This is a genomic window from Micromonospora sp. NPDC049679 (assembly GCF_040659735.1).
Lineage (GTDB): Bacteria > Actinomycetota > Actinomycetes > Mycobacteriales > Micromonosporaceae > Micromonospora_I.
The window spans coordinates 13,985-32,109 of sequence record NZ_JBFANZ010000008.1; the positions used below are offsets into that span (position 1 = coordinate 13,985).

General features: G+C 71.6%; 14 protein-coding genes, 2 pseudogenes and 1 riboswitch. Of the genes and pseudogenes, 11 read left to right on the forward strand and 5 right to left on the reverse strand.

Features of this window, described 5'->3' with window-relative positions; genetic code table 11:
• Positions 1–37 precede the first annotated feature (37 nt).
• From AB0J06_RS07530 to AB0J06_RS07540, 3 genes are read right to left on the reverse strand one after another with little or no spacing between them, the layout of a single operon-like run.
• Entirely contained in the window at positions 38–1,612 is a 1,575-nt protein-coding gene (locus AB0J06_RS07530; protein ID WP_357425737.1) for a YbjN domain-containing protein, read from the reverse strand.
• Positions 1,609–3,450, reverse strand: a complete 1,842-nt coding sequence (locus AB0J06_RS07535; protein ID WP_357425739.1) for an HSP90 family protein — start codon at positions 3,448–3,450, stop codon at positions 1,609–1,611. Before AB0J06_RS07535 ends, AB0J06_RS07530 begins: the two co-directional genes overlap by 4 nt.
• Before the next feature lie 13 nt (positions 3,451–3,463).
• Positions 3,464–3,934: a YbjN domain-containing protein gene (locus AB0J06_RS07540; protein WP_357425741.1), complete on the reverse strand. Its 471-nt coding sequence runs from the start codon at positions 3,932–3,934 to the stop codon at positions 3,464–3,466.
• A gap of 208 nt (positions 3,935–4,142) precedes the next feature.
• On the opposite strand from AB0J06_RS07540, the gene AB0J06_RS07545 reads away from it, so the two are divergent.
• Positions 4,143–6,641: a DNA translocase FtsK 4TM domain-containing protein gene (locus tag AB0J06_RS07545; protein ID WP_357425743.1), complete on the forward strand. Its 2,499-nt coding sequence runs from the start codon at positions 4,143–4,145 to the stop codon at positions 6,639–6,641.
• A gap of 6 nt (positions 6,642–6,647) precedes the next feature.
• On the opposite strand, the gene AB0J06_RS07550 is transcribed toward AB0J06_RS07545, so the two are convergent.
• Positions 6,648–6,914: a hypothetical protein gene (locus AB0J06_RS07550; protein WP_357425745.1), complete on the reverse strand. Its 267-nt coding sequence runs from the start codon at positions 6,912–6,914 to the stop codon at positions 6,648–6,650.
• A gap of 8 nt (positions 6,915–6,922) precedes the next feature.
• Positions 6,923–6,989, reverse strand: a riboswitch (guanidine-III (ykkC-III) riboswitch).
• 85 nt (positions 6,990–7,074) lie between these two features.
• On the opposite strand from AB0J06_RS07550, the gene AB0J06_RS07555 reads away from it, so the two are divergent.
• The 8 genes from AB0J06_RS07555 (at position 7,075) to AB0J06_RS07590 (ending at position 15,598) form a co-directional block, all read left to right on the forward strand.
• Complete coding sequence (locus tag AB0J06_RS07555) at positions 7,075–7,998, forward strand: ornithine cyclodeaminase family protein (RefSeq protein WP_357425747.1); 924 nt, start codon at positions 7,075–7,077, stop codon at positions 7,996–7,998.
• Positions 7,999–8,068: 70 nt separating this feature from the next.
• Complete coding sequence (gene rimO / locus AB0J06_RS07560) at positions 8,069–9,547, forward strand: 30S ribosomal protein S12 methylthiotransferase RimO (protein ID WP_357425749.1); 1,479 nt, start codon at positions 8,069–8,071, stop codon at positions 9,545–9,547.
• Between the two features lie 18 nt (positions 9,548–9,565).
• Complete coding sequence (gene pgsA, locus AB0J06_RS07565) at positions 9,566–10,180, forward strand: CDP-diacylglycerol--glycerol-3-phosphate 3-phosphatidyltransferase (protein WP_357425751.1); 615 nt, start codon at positions 9,566–9,568, stop codon at positions 10,178–10,180.
• The gene (locus tag AB0J06_RS07570; RefSeq protein WP_357425753.1) at positions 10,177–10,740 is read left to right on the forward strand and encodes a CinA family protein; all 564 of its coding nucleotides are present in this window, start codon (positions 10,177–10,179) and stop codon (positions 10,738–10,740) included. The genes pgsA and AB0J06_RS07570 overlap by 4 nt, the downstream gene beginning before the upstream one ends.
• Positions 10,741–10,839: 99 nt before the next feature.
• Positions 10,840–11,325, forward strand: coding sequence for a helix-turn-helix transcriptional regulator (locus AB0J06_RS07575; protein ID WP_357425755.1), 486 nt, complete (start codon positions 10,840–10,842; stop codon positions 11,323–11,325).
• A gap of 216 nt (positions 11,326–11,541) precedes the next feature.
• Positions 11,542–12,405: a PspA/IM30 family protein gene (locus AB0J06_RS07580; RefSeq protein WP_357425757.1), complete on the forward strand. Its 864-nt coding sequence runs from the start codon at positions 11,542–11,544 to the stop codon at positions 12,403–12,405.
• Between the two features lie 47 nt (positions 12,406–12,452).
• The gene (locus AB0J06_RS07585) at positions 12,453–13,238 is read left to right on the forward strand and encodes a hypothetical protein (RefSeq protein WP_357425759.1); all 786 of its coding nucleotides are present in this window, start codon (positions 12,453–12,455) and stop codon (positions 13,236–13,238) included.
• Between the two features lie 107 nt (positions 13,239–13,345).
• On the forward strand, positions 13,346–15,598 hold the full coding sequence (locus tag AB0J06_RS07590; protein WP_357425761.1) for an APC family permease: 2,253 nt from the start codon (positions 13,346–13,348) through the stop codon (positions 15,596–15,598).
• A 4-nt stretch (positions 15,599–15,602) separates the two neighbouring features.
• Here AB0J06_RS07590 and AB0J06_RS07595 read toward each other — a convergent pair.
• Positions 15,603–15,905 (reverse strand): annotated as a pseudogene (locus AB0J06_RS07595) (zinc finger domain-containing protein); the annotation flags it as partial.
• Between the two features lies 1 nt (position 15,906).
• Between AB0J06_RS07595 and AB0J06_RS07600 the strand changes: the two are divergent.
• Together AB0J06_RS07600 and AB0J06_RS07605 are read left to right on the forward strand one after the other, a co-directional pair.
• A pseudogene (locus AB0J06_RS07600) lies at positions 15,907–16,227 on the forward strand (proteasome ATPase); the annotation flags it as partial.
• A gap of 154 nt (positions 16,228–16,381) precedes the next feature.
• Positions 16,382–17,989 carry a DUF2142 domain-containing protein gene (locus tag AB0J06_RS07605; protein WP_357425763.1) on the forward strand — a complete coding sequence of 536 codons (1,608 nt, stop codon included), beginning with the start codon at positions 16,382–16,384 and terminating at the stop codon, positions 17,987–17,989.
• Positions 17,990–18,125: the final 136 nt, after the last annotated feature.

The window sequence follows — 18,125 nt, forward strand, 5'->3', positions numbered from 1 at the left end:
GGCCCGCAACACTTTCGTCTGCGGCCGGCGGGAAAGGTCAGGGGAGGGCGGCGACCGCGGCGGCGAACGTCGCGCCGGTCGCGATGGTGGCGTTGATCAGTACGGCGAGCTGCGCGCCGGTGACGCCGTGCTCCAGATCGGTGGTGACGTCGCCGGCCAGCATCAGCTCCCCCTCACCCGTGTCATGCACGTACGCCTTGGGCAGCACCTTGTCGTGGTTCCACGCGTTGCAGAACTCCAGCGCGTCGGCGATCCGGTCGCCGGGGAGACGACGCCCGGCCACGATCCGCGAGTGCAGGATCTCCTGCCGTTCGCCGAGGCGTTCGAAATGGATGTGCGCCGCTCCCCAGGTGCCCGCGACCACGCCGTGCTCGTCGACGACGTAGCGGTCGTCGCGGTCGTTGAGGGTCGCCACGATCGCCTCGACGGTGAGCGGGGCGAGCACCTCCTGCCAACCCTCCGGCGGCAGCCCGACCGCCAGGGCGAGGTCGACGTCCGGCTCATCGGGTGGCAGCTCGAACGGCGCGGTCAGCGGCTGCGCCCCCAGCCACGACTCCATCCGCCGCGACTGGTGGTCGGTGCCGTTGCGGGCGTCGAAGCGGCGGGCCGTCCGGCGGGCGGTGCCGGCGAGTTCGGCGCCGAGCCCGGCCACCACGACGTCCCCTTCCGGCCGGTCGGTGTCTTCCGGCCGGTGCAGCCGTCGCGCGCCGAGCCCGTTCTCGTGGGCTAGGCGGCAGACCAGCGCGCCGGCGGCGGCGAACTCCATCGCCGACGCCTCGTCATAGGGCCGGTCGAGCCAGCCCAGGTGTTCCTCGAGGATGTCCAACCCGCGCTCGTGATGCCCGGTCAGCGCGCAGAACCGGAGATGCTCGGCGAGGAATCCGAACGAGTCGCGCTCGAACCGGTGTCGGCGGTAGGCGCGGACGTGGGCCTGCGCCGCCTCGGAGTGCCGGCCGAGATGCAGGTACGGCAGCATGACGGTGACGAGCGCCTTCTCGGGTTGTTCGGTGCAGCCGAGCACCCCGCTGAGCACGGGTTCGACGGTGCTCACCGCCGCTTCCCAGTCGCCCCAGCCGGCGAGCAGCTCCGCCTGCCGCGACGGATCGCAGCCGGCGCAGTCGCTGTTCTCGTCGCGCGGCGTGGTGCGCCACCTGGCCAGCCAGTCCCGTGCGGCGGCCTCGTCGCCGAGATGGTCGGCGATCTTGCAGCGCAGGTTGTAGATGGTCTGCAAGCTCTGCCCGGTCTCCCGGAACCGACGCTCCATGTCGTCGAGCGCGGCCCGGGTCTGCGCCAGCCCGACCTGTGGTGTGCTGCGCAGCGTCGCCACCGCCCATTTGTGGTACCAGCGCAGCATCTCCGCGTCCCGGGCGTCGAACATCGACGGGTCGCGGTCGAACGCCGCCAGGCACCAGCCGAACGGGGGCAGCATCCGCCACCGCTCGGTGTGGTTGTTGTAGGCGTCGATCAGCTCGAACCGGGTGTCGAAGCCGAGCCGGAGATCGTCGACGGCGTCGGCGTGGGCCACGATCCGCTCCAGCTCGGCGATCTTCCCGTCGCCGTCCGGCAGGTCCCGGGCGTCCTCGAGCGCCTCGAGCAGTTCATCCCTGGTCATGGCAGCTCCTCGGACGGGGCGTCACCGGTGCCGGGGCGCGGCTCGCGCTCGTGCCCGGCGGTGAACGCGCGGTCGAGCAGCGCGAGGAACGACCGGTTGAGCGCGGCGGTGTCGACCGCGCGCAGCGGGTGGTGGCCGGCGAGCAGGGCCTGACCGTAGAGCGCCTCGACCGCGTGCCGCAGCGCGGGACCGGCCGGGTAGGAGGCGATCTTGCGGATCAACGGGTGTCGCCAGTTGAAGACCAACTCGGGACGGTGTTCGACCGTCACGTCGTTGAAGGCCGAGAGCACATCGGACCACAGCTCGTCGACGGTCTCCAGGCTGCGCCGCACGCTGTCCTGGCTGCGCGCCTGCTGGCTGGCCACGTAGAGGGCGGGCACGGTGACCGGGTCGAACTGCCGCAGCAGCGGGGTGCAGCCGAGATCGGCGAGGGCCGCCCGCGCGGTGTCCAGGAAGCCGTGCAGCGTCGCTTCCTGGCCGCCGGGAAGCGGTTCGAGGCGGGCCGCGAGCTCACCGGGGTCGAGTCGACGCGTCCGGATGGCGGGATCGAGCCGGCCGAGTCGTTGCAGGATCTCGCTGTCGTACGCGTAGCCGGCGTTGACCAGCGGCGTCCCCGCGGCGCTGGAGATCGCCGCGAGGGCGCGGAACTCGTCGACCGTCTCGACGTAGCGGATCATCGACAGGCCGCGGCGGAACGCCCGCAGCGGCATCGAGCCGCGGCTGGTCTCGAACGGTAGCCACGCGTCGACCAGACGCAGCATCTCGTCGTCGCGGACCGCGAGCGCCTTGACGCCCAGATGGTGCACGCGCAGGAAGGCGGCGAGCCGTTCGGGATGGTTGACCGAGAGGTCGAGCAGCCAGCCCCGCACCTGTTCGCCCAGCGAGTCGCGGACCGAGGCGAGCAGGTCGTCCTCGTAGAGCGCCTCGCGGCTCGCGGTGGGGCGCAACAGGGCGGTGTCGACCACGCAGCGCACGAAGAAGGCCCACTCGGGCAGCAGCTTGCCGGCGTCCTCGGTGAGCAGCATCCGCTTGAGGTGGACCCGGTGCCCGCCCTGCCCGACCGAGGAGGCGGTGGCCAGCACGAAGCCCACGCCGACCAGACCGGCCTCCGGGACCCGCAGGTCGATCACGTCCATCGGTCGGCTGCCCAGCAGCTGTGTCCCGTAGTCGAGCAGGGCGCTGCGGCGGGCCTCCGGGTCGCCGTACGCGATCTCCCATGGCGCCAGCGGCTCGGTCAGCCGGACGGGGCCCGCGTCGGTCGGCTGGAAGGTGATCTCGACGTCGAGCAGCTGTGCGTACGTCCGGACCAGCTCGCGGACCCGCTCCGGCGCCAGCCACTGCCCGGCGCCGGGGCGCGGCCGCAGCGTCACCGTGGTGCCGATCGACGTACGGGCGTCGTCGTCGACCTCGATCGTGTAGTGGCCGTCGGCGTACCCCGTCCAGCGCACCGCGGGTCCGCCCCGGGCCGACCGCGAGACCACGTCGATGGCGTCGGCGACCATGAAGCAGGAGAGCAGGCCGATGCCGAACTGGCCGAGGAAATCCTGCCGGGCGAAGCCCAGTTCGTCGCGTTTGGAGGTGCGACCCATGCTGGACAGGAAGAGGTGCAGCTCGGGCTCGGTCAGGCCGATGCCGTTGTCGTGCACCCGCAGCTCGCCTCCGGGCAGCGGCTCGACGACGATCCGACCCGGCTCGCCGCCATCGAGGGGGCGGCGCGCGGTTATCGCGTCGGCCGCGTTCTGCAGCAGCTCCCGCAGGTAGACCCGGGGGCTGGCGTAGAGGTGATGGCTGAGCAGGTCGACGATGCCGCGCAGGTCGACCTGGAACCGGTGCTCCATCCTGGACCCGCCTTCAGGACCGCAGCTCGGCGGCGGCCTCGGCGAGCTGGCAGCCGGTGGCGATGCCGCAGTTCAGCAGCTGGTCGAGCTGCGCGGTGGTGACGCCCCGTTCGAGATCGGCGACCACCTCGCCGCAGATCCGCGCCGTGCCGTCGTCGTCGACGTGCACGAACGCCTTGGGCCAGAGCCGGTCATGGTTCCACGCGTTGCAGAAGGCATAGAGCCGTGGCACGTCGTCGATGTCGAAGGAGGTGGCGGCCATGGTGCGGACCTGGAGAAGCTGCCCGGTCTCACCCAGGCGGAAGAAGTAGATGAGATTCTCCTGCCACCGGCCGAAGAGATCACCGTCGTGGTCGGTGGAGAAGTTGTAGTCGTGGCGCCGGAGCACGCTGGCGATCAGCTCGTTGGTCAGGCGCAGGAGCGTCTGCAGGTCCCCACCGCGCGGACCCGAACCGGACGGATCGCCGATATCCGACGGTGGCATGCGTCGTCCTCCTGGATGAGGTGCGGTGGTACCCGGCACCGTAAAACCCTGCCGCCAGCGACTGCCCCGTCGCGCTGGGGGATGAGCGGTTGATCCGCCCGTGATGGTAGGCCGATGAGGGGGGACGGCACAGCCCGCGCAGACCCGTGTTCGGACACGAGCCGCAAAAGCGAGGATTAGTCAGGCGGCACCGCTACCGTGTGACCTTATGGCGGGCCGTACCTCTCAGACGAGCCGGCGCCGGAACACGTCATCGACGCGCGGCGCCGCTGCCACGCGTGCCCGTACGCCCGCCAAGCCGCGTACACCGGCCAAGTCCCGTGCGGCGACGGCGGCCCGCCGCCGTCCGGCGGGCCCCGGCCCGGCGGTCTGGATCGGCCGCGCCCTCGGCGCACTGTGGATGGGCATCGCCCACGGCCTCGGCTGGGTGGTCCGCGCGGTGGGTCGGCAGGCCGCCACCGCGCGCGAGCTCGACCCGGGTCACCGCCGTGACGGCGGTGGCCTGCTCATGTTCGGCCTCGCGATCCTCACCGCGATGGCGGTCTGGTTCTCCTCCGCCGGTCCGGTCGGTGAGCGGCTCGCGGACACCATCCGGCTCTTCTTCGGCGCGGTCGCCGTGGCTCTCCCGCTGCTGCTGCTCGTCGGCGCCATCCGGTTGATGCGCGAGCCGGTCGATCCGGAGCATCGTGGTCGCGGCGTCGTCGGCTGGACCGCCCTGATCGTCTCCACGGACGGGCTGCTGCATCTGGCCCAGCACCCGATCGACACGGTCCAGCGTGACTACGCCGGCGGTCTGATCGGGGCGGGGGTCGGCGCACTGCTGGAGAAGGCGTTGAGCGCGTGGGTCGCGATCCCGATGCTCGCCCTGCTCCTGCTCTTCGGCCTGCTGGTGGTCACAGCCACGCCGATCAACAAGGTGCCCGAGCGGCTGGGGCTCTTCGCCGGCGCGATCCTCGGACGCGAGCCGGAGGATTCCACTGAGGATGGCGACGGCGAGGAGGAGGCCGAGAAGACGCCGGCCCGCCGCCGCCCGTCCCGCCGCCGTCAGGGGAGCATGGCCACGGGCGGCGCGACCGCCGAGACGGGCGACGAGGAGGGCGGCCATGAGACGGTCGCGCTGCCGCGTACGCCGCCGTCGAAGGTGCCGGTCCGTAAGGTTCCGGAGCCTCCCGAGCACACCACGCCGCCGACGCGGGCCGAGCAGCTCGCCATCACCGGTCTGGCCGGCGACTACACGCTGCCGCCGGCCAACCTGCTGAAGCAGGGCACCCCGGCCAAGACCCGCAGCAAGGCCAACGACGAGGTGATCGCCGCGCTGCAGGGCGTGTTCGAGCAGTTCGACGTGGACGCCGCGGTCACCGGCTTCACCCGTGGCCCGACCGTCACCCGCTACGAGGTCGAGCTCGGCCTCGGCGTGAAGGTCGAGCGGATCACCCAGCTCTCCCGCAACATCGCCTACGCCGTGAAGTCGCCCGACGTCCGCATCCTCAGCCCGATCCCGGGCAAGAGCGCGGTCGGCGTGGAGATCCCCAACACCGACCGGGAGGACGTGTCCCTCGGCGACGTGCTGCGCTCCCGGGCGGCGACGAGCGACCACCACCCGATGCTGGTGGCGCTGGGCAAGGACATCGAGGGCGGCTACGTGGTGGCCAACCTCGCCAAGATGCCGCACATCCTCATCGCCGGCGCCACCGGCGCGGGCAAGTCGTCCTGCCTCAACTCGCTGCTGGTGTCCATCCTGAGCCGTGCCACCCCGGACGAGGTGCGGCTGCTGCTGATCGACCCGAAGCGGGTCGAGATGACCGGCTACGAGGGGATCCCGCACCTGGTCACGCCGATCGTGACCAACGCGAAGAAGGCGGCCGACTCGCTGGAATGGGTCGTGCGCGAGATGGACATGCGCTACGACGACCTCGCGGCCAACGGTGTGAAGCACATCGACGACTACAACCGCAAGGTGCGCTCCGGGGAGATCAAGGCGCCCCCGGGCAGCGAGCGGGAGATGCGCCCCTACCCGTACCTGCTGGTGATCGTCGACGAGTTGGCCGACCTGATGATGGTCGCGCCCCGCGACGTCGAGGACTCGGTGGTCCGCATCACCCAGTTGGCCCGTGCCGCCGGCATCCACCTGGTGCTCGCCACCCAGCGCCCCTCGGTCGACGTGGTGACCGGTCTGATCAAGGCCAACGTCCCCTCCCGGCTGGCGTTCGCCACCTCCTCGCTCGCCGACTCGCGGGTCATCCTCGACCAGCCCGGCGCGGAGAAGCTGATCGGCCGCGGTGACGGGCTCTTCCTCCCGATGGGCGCCTCGAAGCCGGCCCGCATCCAGGGCGCCTGGGTGAGCGAGTCGGAGATCAACGACATCGTCAAGTTCTGCAAGGACCAGCGCGAGCCCGAGTTCCGGCCCGACGTGCTCACCCCCGCGAAGGAAACCAAGAAGAAGGCCGACGAGGAGATCGGCGACGATCTCGATCTGCTCGTGCAGGCGATCGAGCTGGTGGTGACCTCGCAGTTCGGGTCGACCTCGATGCTCCAGCGCAAGCTGCGGGTCGGCTTCGCGAAGGCCGGTCGGCTGATGGACCTGATGGAGACGCGGGGGATCGTCGGCCCGTCCGAGGGCTCCAAGGCGCGCGAGGTGCTGGTCAAGCCCGACGAGCTGGAAGCGGCCTTCGCCGCGCTGCGCGGTGACGGGGATCCTGAGGAGTGACGGCGGTCAGCCGGGGTGTCGCGCCGTGCGCCGCTCGCGCCGGCGCGCGGGGCTGATCAGGGCGACCAGCGAGACGATCGCCCAGGTCCCCTCCAGCAGGAGGAACCCCCAGGAGCGCTGCGTGACGGCGATCCCGGCGAGCGTGCCGGCGCCGATCACGTTGAGCACGAGGTAGCTGGTCGCGTGCGGGTCCATCCGGCGCAGCTGGGTGGCGGCGAATGCGGCGAGCACGAAGAGCGCGCCGATGATCTCGATGAAGTCAAGAAAAGTCATGGCTATCCGCGCGCCGTCTTTGCAGGCCGGGTACGGCAGCGCTCTCGTCCGGGGCGGCGCGGGTGTCGCCGCCGCGGACACGATAGTCGCCACGACCGCGGGTGGGGAAGCTCACCGTCACCTTGACCTCAAGTGAACTTCACCTTGAAGGATGCATCCCATGCCGATGCTCTTCACCGATGCCGAGGTCGCTGCCCGTCTCGACGCGCCGACCTCGGTCGCCGCCATGCGGGCCGCCATCGTGGCCGCCCACGAGGGGCGGCTGGTCGCGCCGCCCCGTGCCTCCGCCCCGCTCACCGGTGGGCGGCTCGTGATGACGGCCGGGCAGCTGGCCGACGAGTGGTACGGCTTTCGGTCCTACGACACGTTCGGTCACCGCCAGGGCGAGCAACTCGTCGTGCTCCACGACGCGGCCTCCGGCGGGATCCGGGCCATCGCCGTGGGGGAGGAGATCGGGTCGCGTCGCACGGGGGCGATCGGCGGGGTGGCGGTGGACGCCCTCGCCCGTCCCGACGCGGCGACCATCGGGGTGATCGGCGCCGGTCATCAGGCCTGGACGCAACTCTGGGCGGCCGCCGCCGTACGCCCGCTGCGCGAGGTGACGGTGTACACCCGTACGCCCGGCTCCCGCGAGGCGTTCGCGGCGCGGGTCCGGGCGGAGCTGGGTCTGCCGGCCCGGGCGGTGGAGAGCGCAGCGGCCGCGACGCGGGATCGCGACATCGTGGTGCTCGCCACGACGAGCAGGACCGCGGTGATCGACGCACGCGACCTGGCGCCCGGCACCCACGTCAACACGGTCGGCTTCAAGCAGCGCGGGCGCTCCGAGTTCGGGCTCGACCTGCCGGAGCGGGCGGCGGTCATCGCCACCGACTCGCCGGCGCAGGCGGCGGCCTACGAGCCGCCGATGATCATTGTCGGCACGCCCGCGGCAGAGCGGATGCGCCACCTGGGCGCGATCCTCAGCGGCGCGCTCCCCGGCCGGGCCTCCGCCGACGAGATCACCCTGTTCTGTTCGGTCGGACTCGCCGGGACCGAGGTGTTCCTGCTGGACCGGCTGGCGCAGAGCGTCGCCGTCCCGGTGTGACCCGCGCCGCGGCCGGCGCGCTGGCGCACGGACAGCCGCCGGTGTTGTCCGCGCGGCCCGGTACCCTCGGGTGGTGTCTGCATCTTCCCCCTCTTCGCCGGACGGCCGCCGGGTCGCACTACTCACGCTCGGCTGCGCCCGCAACGAGGTCGACTCGGAGGAGCTGGCCGCGCGCCTGCACGCCGACGGCTGGCAGGTGACGACCGACGGCGAGGGCGCCGACGTGGTGCTCGTCAACACGTGCGGCTTCGTGGAAAAGGCCAAGCAGGACTCGATCCAGACGTTGCTCGCCGCCGCCGAGACGGGCGCCAGGGTCGTAGCGGCGGGCTGCATGGCGGAGCGTTACGGTCGTGAGCTCGCGGACAGCCTCCCGGAGGCGCAGGCCGTGCTCGGCTTCGACGATTACCCGGAGATCTCGGCCCGGCTCGGCTCGGTCCTCGCCGGCGAGCAGGTCACGGCGCACACCCCGCGGGACCGCCGGAAGTTGCTGCCGCTGACCCCGGTTTCCCGCCGGGAGAGCGCCGTGGTGGTGCCGGGGCACGCGACCGTCGACGAGCACACCCCCGCCCATCTGCGCGGCGTGCTGCGCCGCCGGCTCGACACGGGTCCGGTCGCGTCGCTCAAGCTGGCCAGCGGCTGCGACCGGCGCTGCTCGTTCTGCGCCATCCCGGCGTTCCGCGGCGCGTTCGTCTCGCGTACGCCCGACGAGCTGCTCGCCGAGGCCGAATGGCTGGCCAAGACCGGCGTGCGGGAGCTGGTGCTGGTCAGCGAGAACTCCACCTCCTACGGCAAGGACCTGGGTGACCCGCGGGCGCTGGAGAAGCTGCTGCCGCAGCTCGCCGCGGTCGACGGCATCGTCCGGGTCCGGGCGAGCTACCTGCAGCCGGCCGAGACCCGCCCCGGCCTGGTCGAGGCGATCGCCACCACCCCCGGGGTGGCCCCTTATTTCGATCTGTCGTTCCAACACTCCAGCGAGCCCGTGCTGCGCCGGATGCGCCGGTTCGGTTCCACCGCCCGCTTCCTCGAGCTGCTGGAGTCGGCGCGCGCCCTGGCGCCCGACGCGGGTGCGCGGAGCAACTTCATCGTCGGGTTCCCCGGCGAGACGCGCGCTGACGTCGACGAGCTGATCCGCTTCCTCACCGCCGCGCGGCTCGACGCGATCGGCGTCTTCGACTACAGCGACGAGGACGGCACCGAGGCGGCGTCCCTGTCGGGCAAGGTTTCCGCGGCAGCGATCAAGCGGCGGTACGACAAGCTCAGCGCCCTCGCCGATGAGCTCTGCTCGCAGCGCGCCGAGGACCGTCTGGGAACGACGGTTGACGTGTTGGTCGACTCGGTCGAGGGTGGGATCGTCGAGGGGCGTGCGGCGCATCAGGCCCCTGAGGTCGACGGCTCGACGACCCTGGTGGCACCCCCGGCCGGCGGTGTGGATCTGGCGGCGCTGCGCCCCGGCGACCTGGTGCGCGCCACGGTGACCGGCACGGAGGGCGTGGACCTGCTGGCCGTGCCGGAGGAGATGCTCTCCGCCGCGCCGACGGTGCGGCGATGACCAGGGCGGGGTGACGACGTGACCGAGACCACTGAACCCGTCTCCGTCCCCGCCGCCGTGGTCCGCGCCGTGCCGGTCGTCAACGCCGCGAACGCGCTCACCGCCCTGCGGCTGGTGCTGATACCGGTGTTCCTGGTGTTCGTCATGTCGTCGGAGATGAGCCATCCCGGGTGGCGGATCGTGGCGTGTCTGACCTTCGCGGTGGCGTCCATGACCGACCTGGCCGATGGGTGGATCGCGCGCCGGTTCGGGCTCGTCACGGCGTTCGGGAAGGTCGCCGACCCGATCGCCGACAAGGCGCTGACGGGCACGGCCCTGTTGCTGCTCTCCTGGTACGACCACCTGCCCTGGTGGGTGACCGTGGTGATCCTCGTCCGCGAGTTCGGTGTGACGGCGATCCGGTTCTGGGTGATCCGCTACGGAGTCATCGCGGCCAGCCGCGGTGGCAAGGTCAAGACTGCGCTGCAGATCCTCGCGATCGTCTGGTACCTGTGGCCGTTCCCGTCGGCGCTCGCGGCGGTCGGCCCGTGGATCATGGGCGCGGCTGTGGTGGTGACCGTCGTCACCGGCCTCGACTACGTGCTGCGGGCGCTGCGACTGCGCCGCCGGCCCACGACAGAGCTTCCCCGATGAGCGCCACCCCGGCTGACGTCGTGCCGCCGTTCGGTGCCGAGGCCGCCGCGGTCGTGCACGCGCTCGTCGAGCGCCGGGAGACCCTGGCCGTCGTCGAGTCGCTGACCGGGGGGATGCTCGCCACGGCGATCGTCGACATCGCCGGGGTGAGCGCCGTCTTCCGCGGCGGGCTGGTGGTCTACGCGACCGACCTGAAGGCGTCCCTGGCGGGGGTGCCGAGCGCCCTGCTGGCCGAGCGCGGGCCGGTCGATCCCGATGTCGCGGTGGCGCTCGCCCAGGGGTGCCGGGAGCGTTGCGGCGCCGACTGGGCGCTCGCGACGACCGGGGTGGCGGGCCCTGAGCCGCAGGGCGGCAAGCCGGTCGGCCTCGTCTACGTCGCGGTCGCCGGTCCTGAGGGCAGCACGGTACGCGAGCTGAAGCTCGGTCCCGGACGGCTGGTCGTGCGGGACGGGGCGGTGCGCGGAGCGCTGCACCTGCTCGCCGACCGCCTCCGCGGTGACGACCGCCCCGGTGATCACGCGCCTGTCGGGCGCTCCGGCGGCGCGGGTCGTGGTCGGTAAAAGGGCCGGCGGGGCGGGGTGTCGATCGGCGTCGCAGCGGATATGGTTGCGGGAAGCCTCCGGTAGCCGCCGGCTGGCCCCGTGTCAGGGGGAGGTGCGATGGTCCTGCTACGCCGCGTGATCGGCGATGCACTGCGTGCGCGCCGGCAGGGTCAGCAGCGCACTCTACGCGAGGTTTCCACGGCGGCCAACGTCAGTCTCGGTTACCTCTCCGAGGTCGAGCGCGGCCAGAAGGAAGCCTCCAGCGAACTGCTCGCCTCGATCTGTGACGCGCTCGGCGCGCGCCTCTCCGAGCTGCTCAGCGAGGTGAGCGACACGGTCGCGCTGGCCGAGCAGGTGCAGGGCGTGCTGGCCGGGCTGCCCGAGGAGTCCGCGCAGCCGGCCGCCGGGACGCGGACCGCCCGCCCGACACCGGTCGACGCCGGGGTGCGCGCGGTGGCGATGGACGCTCCCGTCCGCCAGGTCACGACCGACGGCAATGTGACCGTCTCCGTCCGGCAGGATTCCCCGCTCAAGGCGACCCTGCGGACAACCCGCCGGGTCCGCGGCTCGGGACGCGACCGCGACGTGGTCTGCGCCGCCTGAGCGATCAACCAGCCCCGCCCGGCGTGCTCGCTCCGGGTTGCCGGTGGCGCGTAGGGTTGATCTCCGGAGGGGCACGATCCCGGATATCCCCCCTGACGCCCGATGACGAGCTGGCGTCGGCCTGGGACGATGGAGAGAATGCCGCACCGCTGCCCGTGGTCGGGCCGCGTTTCAGCGGTCGACCAGTGCGCTGAGATTTGAGGGGATACCGCGGAAATGGCGAACCCGTTCGTCAAGGGCTGGCGCTACCTGATGGCGCTCTTCGGCGCGCAGATCGATGAACACGCCGACCCGAAGGTGCAGATCCAGCAGGCGATCGAGGACGCGCAGCGCCAGCACCAGGCGCTCGTGCAGCAGGCGGCGGCGGTCATCGGCAACCAGCGACAGCTGGAGATGAAGCTGTCGCGCCAGATGTCCGAGGTCGAGAAGCTGCAGTCGATGGCGCGTCAGGCGCTGGTGCTGGCCGACCGGTCGCGCGCGTCGAACGACGAGGCCGAGGCCGGCAAGTACGAGCAGACCGCCCAGACGCTCGCCGCCCAGTTGGTCGCGGCCGAGCAGTCGATGGAGGACCTCAAGTCCCTCCATGACCAGGCGCTCTCCGCCGCCGGCCAGGCCCGGCGAGCGGTGGAGAACAACGCGATGATCCTCCAGCAGAAGCTCGCCGAGCGCACCAAGCTGCTCAGCCAGCTTGAGCAGGCCAAGATGCAGGAGACCGTCGCCCGGTCACTCGAGTCCATGTCGTCGCTCGCCGCGCCCGGCAACACGCCGTCGCTGGACGAGGTGCGCGACAAGATCGAGCGACGCTACGCGACCGCCATGGGGCGTGCGGAGCTCGCCGGCAACTCGGTCGAGGGCCGCATGCTGGAGATCCAGAAGTCGTCACTCGACATGGCCGGTTCGTCGCGCCTGGAGCAGATCCGGGCCAGCATGGCCGGGGAGAAGCTCGGCGGAACGACGGCGCAACCCGGCGTCGAGCGGGGCGCCGCGGCGGCCGATACGGCCGGGGTGGCGCGCCTCGACGAACTGCGTGCCAGCATGGCCAAGGAGAAGAACGCCGGCGACGCCAGCGCCGCCAGCTGACGCGGTGGCCGACCGGGGCTGACGCCAACGCGGGGAGGGAGCACGACGTGGCAGACCCACGGGCCCGCTACTTCCGTAAGTTGCGCCGGGTCCGGCGTGCCGCCCGGCGCTGGAGTGTGCTCGCCGGCGGCTTCGGTGGCGCGGCGGCGGTCCTCACCCCGTACGCGGGGATCGGGCTTGCGGACGCGGCGTGGGCGGCGGCCGCCGGGAGTTCCCTGACGCTCGCCCTGTGGCGCTGGTCCGACCTGCGCGGGCTGACCGCGCAGGCGCCGCCGTCCGCGCCCGATCCGACCCTCGCGGCCGACCAGGCCCGGGCCCGGCTGCTCGCCACCGTGCGGCGGGTGCCGGCCGGCCGGGCGGCGATCGATGAGCTACGCCGGCAGCACGCCCGGTTCATCCTGCGCGGCTCGGCGGCCGCAGGTCCCTGGGCGCGGCTCGACCGGGCGTCGTTGACCCTGACCGGGCTCGCCGGCCGCCTTTCCGGTCCGGCCGAGCCGGCCGCGCTGGAGGCGGCGATCGCCGAGCGGTCGTTGCGGGACCTCGCGCAGCGGGTGGCGAGCGTCGAGAAGGCGCTCCGCTTCGCGCCCGTCGACGCCCGGCCCGACCTGGAGCGGGCGCATCGCACGCTCGTCGACCAACTCGACGGGGGAGTGACGGCCTACGAGCGGCTGGTCGCGGCGGCGGCCAGCTACATCGCCGAAGACGGGCGCTCGGCCAGCGAGCATCCCGCGGTCTCCCGCCTCACCGAGGCCAGTGACCTGCTGCACGGCGTCGCCGCCGGCCTTGCCGAACTGCGCGGCGAGTGCACCCATCCGCTGCACACCCCGACGTAGTCCCCGGCCTCGGCTCACACACCCCCCGGCGCACCCCCCGCCCCGAGATCACCGTCTCGTGGTTGGCGACAAATCCAAGATCGTTTCGATCTTGTAGGGGGCGGCACATGGGTGAGCAGGACGAAGAGGCCACCCCGAGCCGCACGCTCAGCCCGTCGGCGGAGTTCCCCCCGCCCGGTGAGGAGGAGCGGGAGGCGCTGCGGCAAGCCGGCCGGCAATGGGGCGCCGTGCTGCAGGGGCAGACCACTCCGCTGCCGCTCGACCCGGATCTGGGCCGCTACAGCGGCACCCCCGCGCCCAGTCGCTTTGCTCGCCTCGCCCCGGTCGAGATGTTCCGGGCCGAGGAGCCCGACCAGTTGGTGGCGACCGAGTCGGCGACGGTGCCCCAGTCGCGAGCCGGCCGCGTCCTCACCCGCGCCCGCCGGCTCGTGCTCGGTCCGCCGTTGGCCAGCGCCGCCGTCGTCCAGGAGCGGATGCGCAAGCTCGTCGCCCTGCCGGTGCTCTCCTCGGACCTGCTCTCCTCGGTGGCGTACGGCCCGGAGGCCATGCTCACCGTCCTGGTGCTGGCGGGGACCGCCGCGCTCGGCCTGTCGCTGCCGATCGCCGGGGTGCTGGTGGTCATGATGATCGCGGTGGGGCTGTCGTACCGGCAGACCGTCACCGCCTATCCGCACGGCGCCGGCTCCTACCTGGTGGCCAGCGACAATCTCGGCCCCCGCCCGGCGCTGACCGCGGCGGCCGGCCTGATGGTGGACTACATCCTCACCGTGTCGGTGTCCGTCGCCTCCGGCATCGCCGCGATCACCTCGGCCCTGCCGACGTTGCGGCCGTTGACCGTGCCGATGGGCCTGGCGGTGATCGCGCTGCTGCTCGCCGGCAACCTGCGGGGCATACGGGCAGCCGGAAACCTCTTCGCGGCCCCGACGTACGCCTTCATCCTCGCGGTCGTCGTCCTGTTCGGTTTCGGTCTGGCGCAGGCGGCGCGGCGCGGCTTCGTCCCCGTACCCCCGCCGGACGTGACGGCGACCGAGGGGATCGGAGTCCTCCTCGTGCTCCGCGCGTTCGCCTCGGGGGCGGTCTCGATGACCGGCATCGAGGCGGTTTCCAACGCCGTCCCCATCTTCCGGCCGTCGGAGTGGCGCAACGCCCGCACCACGCTGACCTGGATGATCGCCCTGCTCGTGGTGCTGTTCTCCGGGCTGACCCTGCTCAGCCACCTCTACGGGGTGGTTCCCGGGCCGGAGGAGACGCTGCTGTCGCAGCTGGCCGACCGGACGTTGCCGGCGCCGCTCTACGCCTACGTCCAGGCGACCACCGCGCTGGTCCTGCTGCTCGCCGCGAACACCGCGTTCAACGATTTCCCGCGGCTGCTCTACTTCGTCGCCCGCGACGGGTACGTCCCCCGGATCTTCCTGCACATGGGGGATCGGCTCGCCTTCCGCAACGGCATCGCGGCGCTGGCTGTGCCGGCGGCGGTGATCTTCGTTGCCTTCCACGGTGTCACCGAGTCGCTGATCCCGCTCTACGCGGTCGGGGTCTTTCTGGCCTTCACCCTCTCGCAGACCGGGATGGTGATCCACTGGCGTCGGGTGCGCGGCGCCCATTGGCGCCGGAGCATGGCCATCAACGCCTTCGGCGCCGTGCTGTCGGGTCTGGTGCTGATCATTGCCGCCGTCACCAAGTTTCACGAGGGCGCCTGGGTCGTGCTCGTCACCGTGCCGCTGCTGATCCTGCTCTTCCTGCGGATCCGCCGCCACTACGACAAGGTAGGGGCGGCGCTGTCGCTGCGAGGGCCGCCGCGCGGCTCCGTACAGCCGGTGCTCCCGCAGCGACCCGCACCCGCGCCTCCCGAACCGCCTGCCTACCCGTCCGACGGTGCGCCCGCCGAACCCTCCCGAGGCAGGGAGTCCGACGGCGAGGGGCAGCAGGAGATCGAGGACACTCCGCAGGAGGTGCGGCATCTGGTGGTCGTGCCGGTCGCCCGGCTCGACCTCGCGGCGCTGCGCGCGCTGGCGTACGCGGCATCGCTGGGCCAGCCGACCTTCGCCGTGCACATCAGCCCGGAGGAGGAGGAGGCCGACCGCTTCCGCCAGGAGTGGACGGACTGGGGTGACCATCTGCGGCTGGAGATCATCGTGTCCCCGTACCGGGCGATCATTCCACTGCTGGCGCACTACTTCGAGGCGCTGCACGCGCTCCGGCCGGACCTGGCGGTCACCGTGATCGTCCCCGAGGTCGTCGTCCCGCACTGGTGGCAACGGCTGCTCCGCAGCGGCACCGGCCGGCGTCTGCGCGTCGCCGTGCGGCAGTTGCCCGGCGTCGTGATCACCAGCGTGCCGATCCATGTCTTCCGCGACTGACGGGTCAGCCTGGACGGGGCTGGCAGCGCGGGCACCAGAAGGTGATCCGCTCATCCTGCTCGGCCTTCTCGATCAACGTCCCGCACCGGCGACAGGGGCGACCGCGGCGACCGTACACGTACGTCGTTTCGCCCTTGCGCAGGGAGCCGGTGGTGCTCTGCGTCCAGCGCCCGCGGTTGGCGGCGACCAGGCGCTGCCCTGCGGCCACGATGGTCGGCAGGTCGGCGACCTCGGCGACGGAGGTCCACGGCCAGACGCCGCGGAGGAACAGCGTCTCGGCCTTGTAGAGGTTGCCGATCCCGGCGAGCAAGGAGGTCCTGTACTTCAAGGACTTCAACTCGGGCGCGATGATCCAGAACATCGTCGACCGGGGCAAGAAGATGGCCATCAAGGACTTCCTGTCCAACGGCCAGGAGGGGCTGCGCCTGCAGCACCTCCTGGACGCCTGCGTCGACGAGTTCCGTGAGAACGAGGACCTGCCGAACACGACCAACCCGGACGACTGGGCCCGTATCTCGGGCAAGAAGGGCGAGCGGATCGTCTACATCCGCATGCTCGTGTCGGGCGGCAAGGGAGCGGAGTCGGGCCGGTCGACAGAGACCGCCACCAACACGGGTCAGTACCTCTAGCAGGCAACGCGGCGAAGGGTGCGGCAGGCAACTGCCGCACCCTTCGCCGTATCTGCACAGCCGCTATGCCAGTTATGCGTGGTGCACAGCTTCCGCTGCTTGTCGCAAGTCGTAAATATCCTTACTTACCGGATTGCTCTGCTACCGTCGCACCGTGTTCGCGCAGCTTCGGTCGACGTATGTCCGGTTACCTCGTCCTGGAGGCAATACCGGCAGCCGGCCGCTTCGGCTCTGGTTCCTCGCATTCGTCGGCTTCGGCCTGACTATCGGTGGCTGGGCCCTGGCTGCGCCGTACGACGGCAGCGGCGACGAGTCCTGGCATACGCTGCGCGCGTACCAGGTGGCGAGTGGGGACATCGCGCCCGAACCGGCCGCCGCAGTCGGCGGCACCGGCGCCTACCAGTGGGGGCCAAACAACCTCTACGTGTCGAACTGCTGGAGAACGTTCCCGGATAGATCCGCCGCGTGTACCCGGGATCGCACTTTCCCGTCCACCCTGGTCCGGTTCGGTAACCCGGCCGGTCGGTACAACCCCGCCTACTACGCCCTCGTCGGCGGTCCGATCAAGATCTGGCCGAACATGACAGGAGTCATCCTGGCTCGGCTGATCAGCGCGGCCCTGGCAGCGGCGCTGCTCGCGGCCGCCCTGGTGAGCGTCGTGCAGTACTCCCGGCACCGGCTCATGCTCGGCGCGCTGCTGTTGGGCGCCACGCCGATGGCCATCAGCATTTCCGGCGCTATCAACCCCAACGGTGTGGAAATCGCGGCGGGTATCGCGTTCTTCGCCTCGGCCATCCCGTTGCTGATCGGCGCCGCCCGGGAACGCCCGCCGACCTGGCTGGTCTGCGTCACCGTCGTCAGCGCCGTCGTCCTCGTCACGGTACGCAGTGGCGGCCCGGTCTGGCTCGCGCTTGGCGCCTTTGCCCTGCTGCTGCCATTGCGGCTCCGCACCTTCAGGCAGGTGCTCCGGCCGGTGGCGCTGCGCTGGGGTGTCCTTGTCGTGGCGGGGGCCGGGGTCGCGTCCGTGCTGTGGATTTTGATCATGAAATCCACCGTGCTCGCCACGTTCCGGGTCAACGTCCAGCTCGACGATGATCAGATCTTCCTCATCGAGCTTGAGCGCTGGCCGTACCTCGTCCACCAGATGGTGGGAGTGCTGAGCTGGGTCAACGCCTACATGTTCGGGCCGGCCTACCTGCTCTGGGAGTTTCCGGTAGCCGCGCTGCTGCTGGTCGCTCTCGTCGTCGGGTCCCGCCTGGACCGCGCCCGGCTGCTCATCGTCATCGGCGGCACCGTTGCGGTCGCGGCGATCACGGAGATGAACGGCGCCACCCGGGTCGGCTTCGTCAACCAGGGCCGCTACCTGCTGCCGACACTCAGTGGCGCGCTCCTACTCGCCGCCTGGGTCATCGAACAGCGCGGCGCCATCACCGCGACGCGTGCCCGCCTGATCACCAGATTCGTCGTCGTCGTCACGCTGCCCATCCAGCTCCACGCGCTCCAGGTGGCCATGGTCCGCTTTCAGCGCGGCATCCCGAAGAACCCCTACCTCAGCTTCTACAACCCGTTCGTCGGCAGCTGGCACCCGCAGGTCGGCTCGGTGCTGCCGATCCTGTCCGCGACGCTCGGCCTCCTCCTGCTGGGCGTGCTGTGCTGGCGGCACGCCGCCGGACCGGGCGAGCCGCTCCCGGCCGAGCAGGCCGCCGGGACGGAAGCGTCGTCAGATCAGCGGGACCTATCGACCTCCCATGCTGTCTCCTGACAACGAGGCCCACCTGACGCCATACCGGCAATGGAAGAAGTGGCGTGCCCGGACCGAGCCGTCACCGCCTATCCGCACGGCGCCGGCTCCTACCTGGTGGCCAGCGACAATCTCGGCTCCCGCCCGGCGCTGACCG